The sequence below is a fragment of the Propionivibrio sp. genome (genome assembly GCF_017995515.1).
GTDB lineage: Bacteria > Pseudomonadota > Gammaproteobacteria > Burkholderiales > Rhodocyclaceae > Propionivibrio.
Genome location: NZ_JAGOIT010000142.1, coordinates 1 through 6,506 on the forward strand (window position 1 = coordinate 1; position 6,506 = coordinate 6,506).

Annotated in this window: 5 protein-coding genes; 4 read left to right on the forward strand and 1 reads right to left on the reverse strand. The window is 65.7% G+C overall.

What is annotated here, in order from left to right:
• The 4 genes from KBA32_RS15895 to KBA32_RS15910 all read left to right on the forward strand — a co-directional run.
• The coding region (locus KBA32_RS15895) for an aspartate ammonia-lyase (RefSeq protein ID WP_294360999.1) at positions 1–1,188 on the forward strand (1,188 nt) is incomplete at its 5' end.
• A gap of 46 nt (positions 1,189–1,234) precedes the next feature.
• Positions 1,235–2,521, forward strand: coding sequence for a dicarboxylate/amino acid:cation symporter (locus KBA32_RS15900; RefSeq protein WP_294361000.1), 1,287 nt, complete (start codon positions 1,235–1,237; stop codon positions 2,519–2,521).
• Between the two features lie 250 nt (positions 2,522–2,771).
• Positions 2,772–4,667, forward strand: coding sequence for an ATP-binding protein (locus KBA32_RS15905; RefSeq protein WP_294361002.1), 1,896 nt, complete (start codon positions 2,772–2,774; stop codon positions 4,665–4,667).
• Complete coding sequence (locus tag KBA32_RS15910; protein ID WP_294361006.1) at positions 4,664–6,004, forward strand: sigma-54 dependent transcriptional regulator; 1,341 nt, start codon at positions 4,664–4,666, stop codon at positions 6,002–6,004. The genes KBA32_RS15905 and KBA32_RS15910 overlap by 4 nt, the downstream gene beginning before the upstream one ends.
• Positions 6,005–6,028: 24 nt before the next feature.
• Here KBA32_RS15910 and KBA32_RS15915 read toward each other — a convergent pair whose 3' ends face one another.
• The gene (locus KBA32_RS15915; RefSeq protein ID WP_294361008.1) at positions 6,029–6,421 is read right to left on the reverse strand and encodes a hypothetical protein; all 393 of its coding nucleotides are present in this window, start codon (positions 6,419–6,421) and stop codon (positions 6,029–6,031) included.
• Positions 6,422–6,506: the final 85 nt, after the last annotated feature.

Consider the following 6,506-nt stretch of genomic DNA (forward strand, 5'->3'; position numbering starts at 1 on the left):
GCGATCATCGCGGCGTGCGACCGGCTGATCGCCGGCGAGATGCGCGACCAGTTCATCACCGACTTCATCCAGGGCGGCGCCGGCACGTCGACCAACATGAACGCCAACGAGGTGATCGCCAACCTCGCGCTCGAACAGCTCGGTTACCAGAAAGGCGAGTACCAGTACGTCAATCCGAATGACCACGTGAACTTCGGCCAGTCGACCAACGACGTCTATCCGACGGCGTTCCGCCTCTCGCTGATCCTGCGCCTCTCCAGCTACATGGAGGCGCTGCGCAAGCTGCAGAGCGCCTTTTTCGCCAAGGGCAAGGAATTCGAACGCGTGCTCAAGATGGGCCGCACGCACCTGCAGGATGCGGTGCCGATGTCGCTCGGCCAGGAGTTCCACGGCTGGGGCACGACGATCGGCGAGGAAGTCGAGCGCATCGCCGAAGTCCGCCAGTTCCTGCACGAGATCAACCTCGGCGCGACGGCGATCGGCACGCGCGTCACCGCTGCGCCGGGCTACCCGGAGCTGGCGACGAAGCACCTCTCCGAACTCACCGACTGCAAGTTCATCCTCGGCAGCGACCTCGTCGAGGCCACCTCGGACACCGGCGCCTACGTGCTGCTCTCCGGTGTGCTCAAGCGCACCTCGACCAAGCTGACCAAGATCTGCAACGACATCCGCCTGCTTTCGTCCGGCCCGCGCTGCGGCCTCAATGAGATCAACCTGCCGCAGATGCAGCCGGGCAGCTCGATCATGCCGGGCAAGGTCAATCCGGTGATCCCGGAAGTGGTGAACCAGACGAGTTTCCTCGTCATCGGCCTCGACCTGACGGTGACACTCGCCGCGTCGGCCGGCCAGCTTCAGCTGAACGTCATGGAGCCGGTGATCACCTACGCGCTGTTCAAGTCGATCTCGACGATGGAGAACGCCGTGAATAGTCTGCGTGTGAACTGCGTGCAGGGCATCACCGCCAATGTCGAACGCTCGCACGACCTCGTGCTCAACTCGCTCGGCATCATCACCGTCCTGAAGCCGCTGCTCGGCTACAAGCAATGCGCCGAAATCGCGCGCGAATGCCACCAGACGGGCAAGTCGCTGCACGCGGTGGTCGTCGAAGAGCGCCAGCTATTGACGCAGGAGCGCTGGGAAGAGGTGTTCTCGTTCGAGAACCTGATCAATCCCAAGTTCGAGAACTGATCCGTTCTTCCGTTTCTTTTTTGCATAACCACTGGAGGGTTCAACCATGTTGAGTTGGTATTTCAAACCGAATCTGCTGTCGCGGATTCTGATCGGCCTCGTTCTCGGCGCCGTCGTCGGCATCGTGCTGGGCTACGGCAGCCCGGAAACCGTCAAGGCCTTCGTCGATAACACCAAGTTCTTCGGCGACCTCTTCATCCGCCTGCTCAAGATGATCGTCGTACCGGTCATCCTCTTCTCGCTGATCGCCGGCGCCGCGAGCATCGCGCCGTCGCGCCTCGGCCGCGTCGGCGTCAAGATCATGGTCTATTACCTCGCGACCTCGGCCCTGGCTGTCGCCATCGGCCTGGCCTTCGCCAACGTCTTCCAGCCGGGCGCCGGCATGGGCATCGTCGGTGACGCCGCCGTGCAGGGCAAGGCCGCCGAATCGCCGACGATGTCGCAGATCCTGCTCAACATCGTTCCGACCAACCCGGCCGAATCGCTGGCCAAGGGCGACGTGCTGCCGATCATCTTCTTCGCCGTCCTGTTCGGCCTGGCCATCGCCTACGTCAAGGACTCGAAGGATCCGGTCGTCGCCAAGGGCGCGGATTCGCTCTTCCAGCTCGTCAACGCGGCCGCCGAGACGATGTACAAGATCGTGCGCGGCATCATGGAATACGCACCGATCGGCGTCTTCTTCCTGATCGCCATGGTCTTCGCGCAGCAGGGCGCCAAGGCGCTCGGCCCACTGCTCTTCGTCACGCTGACGGTCTATGTCGGTCTGCTCGTGCATCTGGTCATCAGCTACGGCGGCATCATGGCCGTCGCCGGCCTCGGCTTCTTCAAGTTCCTGAAGGGCGCCAACGAGGCGATGATCACCGCCTTCGTCACGCGCTCCTCGGGTGGCACGCTACCGGTGACGATGCGCTGCTCCGAAGAAAAACTCGGCATTCCGCGCAACATCTGCTCCTTCACGCTGCCGCTCGGCGCCACCATCAATATGGACGGCACGGCGATCTACCTTGGCGTCTGCGCGATGTTCATCGGCTACGCGACGGGCAACCCGCTGACCATGGACCAGCAGCTGACGGTGATCATCACCGCCACACTGGCCAGCATCGGCACCGCTGGCGTACCGGGCGCCGGCGCGATCATGCTGCTGATGGTGCTCGAATCGATCGGCATGAAGGTGGAAGCCGGTTCGGCGATCGCTGCGGCGTACGCGATGATCCTCGGCATCGATGCGCTGCTCGACATGGGCCGTACCTGCCTCAACGTCGGTGGCGACATGGCCGGCAGTGCGATTGTCGCCAAGTCGGAAGGCGAGCTCGAGCTTGCCAAGTGGCAATAACGGAATCCGGCTTCACCGATCCCGCTACAACCCTATTGATCCGGCACGAAGAAGTCTCAACTCCCGTTCGGGCTGAGCCTGTCGAAGCCCGCCCCTTCGACACGCTCAGGGCGAACGAACTTCAATCATTACCGTACCGAATCAATAAGGCCGTAGCGATGCATCACGAAACTGCCCCGACCGCTCCGGGGCAGTTTCTCTTTGCGCCCTTTTGTCAGAAACACCGCTGCTAGAATTGAAAGCCCGTCCCGTGTCCGACTCCATGCGCATCCGCCATCCGCTGCGTCTCGCCGCCCTGCTGCTGGCCTTCAGCCTGCTCATCGCGGCCGCTGCGTGGACGACGTACAAGGTGAGCCAGAGCATGGGCCTTGCCGAGCTGCAGGCGACGGGCCGCCACCGGCTCGACCTCTACTCGGCCAGCCTCGAACGCGAAATCGGCAAGTACGCCTACTTCCCGGCGACGCTCGGCCTCGAGCGCAACGTGCTGGCGCTGCTGCAGAAGCAGGGCGGCCCGCACCTGCCGGCGCAGATCAACAGCTACCTTGAACAACTCAACGAACGTGCCGGCACGCTCGCCATCTACGTCATCGACACCAGCGGTCGCGTCCTCGTCTCGAGCAACTGGCGGCGCGCCGACAGCTACGTCGGTGAGGATCTCTCGTTCCGCCCCTATTTCCGCGATGCAATGGAAAGCGGCAGCGGCCGCTTCTTTGGCATCGGCACAACGCGCAGCGAACCGGGCTACTACCTCTCGTCGGCCCTCTCCGATGGCGGACGCACGCTCGGCGTGGCGATCATCAAGGTCGGCCTCGACCAGCTGGAGAAGTCGTGGTCGACGGTCGAAGCGCCGGTGCTCGTCGCCGACGAGAACGGCGTCGTCATCCTCAGCTCGGTGCCCGACTGGAAATTCACCACCCTGCGCCCGCTCGACGAGAGCACGCGCAGCGCCTTCGACCGCACCCAACAGTACAACCGGCGCGCGCTGCAGCCGCTCGGCGTGCGCGAAACCGCCTTGCTCGGACACGGTGCCCGGCTCGTGCGCGTCGCACGCGATCCGCAGGAGACCGTCTCCACCTTTGCCGTCGCCGGGCCCTTTCTCGCCCAGTCGCAGGCATTGCCCGGCGCACCGTGGACGCTGACCGTGTTCAGTCATCTCGAGTCGGTCGATGACATCAGCGCGATCCGCGCCGCCGTCGCCGGTATTTCGACGCTGCTGCTCTGCATTCTGGCGATGATGATCTACCAGTGGCGCCGCCACCTGAGCGACCGCCTCGCCGCGCGCGAGGCATTGCAGCAGGCGCATGACGAGCTCGAACGCAAGGTCCACGAGCGCACCGCCGACCTCTCGGCGGCCAACGAACAGCTGCAGGCGGAGATCGGCGAGCGCGTGCGCGCCGAGGAAACGCTGCAGGCGGCGCAGGACGAGCTCGTCCAGGCCGGCAAGCTCGCCGTCATCGGCCAGCTCTCGGCCGGCATCGCGCACGAGCTCAACCAGCCGCTCGCCGCCCTGCGCACGCTCTCCGGCAACACCGCCCGCTTCCTCGAACGCGGCGACGAGGCGACGGCGCGCGCCAACCTCGAACGCATCGGCCAGCTCGTCGACCGCATGGGACAGATCACCGGCCAGCTCAAGTCCTTCGCGCGCAAGTCGCGTGGCCAGTCGCGCGGCCAGTTGCGCGCGGTCGACCTCTGCCAGGTCGTCGGCCACGCCGTCGCGCTGCTCGAACAGCGCTTAGCGGCAAGCAATGCGCGCATCGAGACCCGTTTTCCCGCGCATCCGCTGATGGCGCCAGGCGACGCCAACCGCCTCGAACAGGTCATGGTCAACCTGATCGGCAACGCGCTCGACGCGATGAACGGGCAAGCCGCGCCGCTCGTCGAAATCGACGGCGCGCTGGTCGACGGCCGGATGATCCGCGTCGGCGTACGCGACCACGGAACCGGCCTCGACGCCGCTACGATGGCACATCTCTTCGAACCCTTCTTCACGACCAAGGAAGCCGGCGTCGGCCTCGGGCTCGGGCTGGCCATCTCGGCCGGCATCGTGCGCGACTGCGGCGGCACGCTCGCCGGCGCCAATCACCCGGACGGCGGCGCCGTGTTCACCCTCGACATTCCGCTGGCCAAGGAGCCGCCAAGCCCATGAGCGACTCATTGAAAGTTCTAATCATCGAGGACGACCCCGACGTCCGCCTCGGCTGCGAGCAGGCGCTGCAGCTCGAAGGCATCGCGACCGAGAGCGTCGGCAGCGCCGAAGAGGGCGAGCGCCGGTTGCAGAAGGACTTCCGCGGCATCATCGTCAGCGACATCCGCCTGCCGCACATGGACGGCATGGCCTTCCTGCGTCAGGTGCAGGCCATCGACGCCGAACTGCCCGTCGTCCTGATCACCGGCCATGGCGACGTCTCGATGGCCGTGCAGGCGATGAAGGACGGCGCCTACGACTTCATCCAGAAGCCGTTTGCGCCCGAGTATCTCGTCGAAGTTGTGCGCCGCGCGCTCGAGAAGCGCCGCCTCGTCATCGAGGTGCGCGACCTGCGCTACCGCCTCGAAGGCCGCGACCAGATCGAAGCGCGCCTGATCGGCAACGCCCTCCCGATGCAGCGCGTCCGGCAGATGATCGCAGGGCTCGCCGACAGCGCCGCCGACGTGCTGATCCAGGGCGAAACCGGCACCGGCAAGGAACTCGTCGCGCGCTGCCTGCACGAGGCGAGCACGCGACGCAAGGGCAACTTCGTCGCCATCAACTGCGGCGGCCTGCCGGAAACGCTGTTCGAGAGCGAGATCTTCGGCCACGAGGCCGGCGCCTACACTGGCGCCGCCAGACGCCGCATCGGCAAGATCGAGCACGCCAACGGCGGCACGCTCTTCCTCGACGAGATCGAAGCGATGCCGCTGGCCATGCAGATCAAGCTGCTGCGCGTGCTGCAGGAGCGCACGCTGGAACGGCTGGGATCGAACACGCCGATTCCCATCGACTGCCGCGTCATCGCCGCGACCAAGGAAGACCTGCTCGGCCTATCCGATCAGGGCCGCTTCCGCGCCGACCTCTACTACCGCCTGAGCGTCGCCACCGTCGCCCTGCCGCCGCTGCGCGAACGGCGCGAGGACATCCCGCTCCTCTTCCAGCACTTCCTGCTGCAAGCCGCCGCGCGCCACGGCCGCCCGGTGCCCGAGTGCGACCCGGCCTGCACGCGCCAACTCGTCGGCTACCGCTGGCCCGGCAACGTGCGCGAACTGCGCAACGTCGCCGACCGCTGCGTGCTCGGCATCGAGCGCAGCGCACCACCTTTCGGGGACGCCGTCGAAGAAGGCCCGCGCCCGCTCGCCGAAACCGTCGAAGCCTTCGAGCGCGCCCTCATCGCCGACGCCCTGCGCCGCACGAACGGCAGCCTCGCGCGCAGCGCCGAGGCGCTATGCATCGCCAAGACGACGTTGCACGACAAGATCAGGAAGTACGGGTTGGGCGAGGGGGGGGAGTAAGCGGCAGCAGCGATCGCGGAACGCTCAGTGCGTCTTCCCACGCACCAGTTCGAGCAGATCCTTGCGCGCATTCAGGAGAATCGCGATCGAGCGCCGCGCGTCTTCTTCGGTCTCGCGCCGGGTCGCCAGGCAGAAATGCAGCGCCGCGACCCAATCGAACAGCGTCATTGAGGCGGCAAGGGACGAATCGGACTTCGCGACCTTCATGGCCACGTGATCGGCGCACTGCTCAAGAAACTGCCGCGCCGTGAAGCCGGCTTGATTGACCTCGTCCGCCGCCACGTGCACTGCGAGGCCGGGCGCGATGAACACCGAATATAGGCCACCATTCGTCTCGCCCGAAGTCAGCCCCGTCACCGGTACCGGAAAACCGGCCACGCCGACCGTGGCCACCTGGTAGTCGAGAAAATCAGTCACGCACAAACTCCTTCGGCCGTTCAAGAACGAAAAAGCCAACCGGACTGGTTGGCTTTTCGTGGTGATCTGGAGCGGGCGAAGGGAA